Here is a 602-nt window from a genome sequence, read left to right on the forward strand (position 1 = left end):
CGTGGCGCGGGCGGGTCCGTTAGAGCTTGCGAAGTCCACTGAGGACCCTTTCGAGCAGCGTGACATCGGGCGTTCCGCCCGACTCGCCCGCGGCGGCGGGCTGGTGGATGGCGACGAGACCGGCCTCGGCCAGGTCGGCCACGAGGATGCGGGCCACACCGAGCGGCACACCGGCCAGTGCGGAGATCTCCGCGATGGATTTGACCTCACGGCAGAGGCTGACGATCCGGGCGTGTTCGGGCAGCAGCCCGCCGGTCCGCTCGGCCGAGCCCGTGGTCGAGATCAGGGCCTCGATGGCGAGCTGGTACCGGGGGCGGGTCCGGCCGCCGGTCATCGCGTAGGGGCGGACCAGCGGCTGCTGCTCGTAGCCGTCGGACTGCTGCCCGCCGTAGCCGCTGCCGTACCCGTTGCCGTACGGGCCGGCGGGTGTAGAGGGCGGGGTCATGGGTCCTCCTTGTGCTGCAGCCTTGGGCAGCCGGTTCCAGCTGGGGCGGTGCCAGCTGAGGCGGGATCAGCTGCCTGAGGGTAGCTGAGGGTGAGGCGCCGGGTCCGGTCGGGTCGGACCCGGCGCAGGTGGAGCGGGGAGTGCCGTGCGGGCTCCG

1 protein-coding gene is annotated in these 602 nt (G+C 72.9%); it reads right to left on the minus strand.

Annotated features, from left to right (window positions below):
• Positions 1-19 precede the first annotated feature (19 nt).
• Positions 20-445, minus strand: a complete 426-nt coding sequence (locus tag J0670_RS38745; RefSeq protein ID WP_196948453.1) for a DUF742 domain-containing protein — start codon at positions 443-445, stop codon at positions 20-22.
• Positions 446-602 lie beyond the last annotated feature (157 nt).

This window comes from Streptomyces sp. FH025, assembly GCF_017427025.1.
Lineage (GTDB): Bacteria > Actinomycetota > Actinomycetes > Streptomycetales > Streptomycetaceae > Kitasatospora.

Coding starts and splice junctions, on each gene's coding strand:
- J0670_RS38745 (WP_196948453.1), bottom strand. CDS start 445: ATGACCCCGCCCTCTACACCCGCCGGCCCGTACGGCAACGGGTACGGC.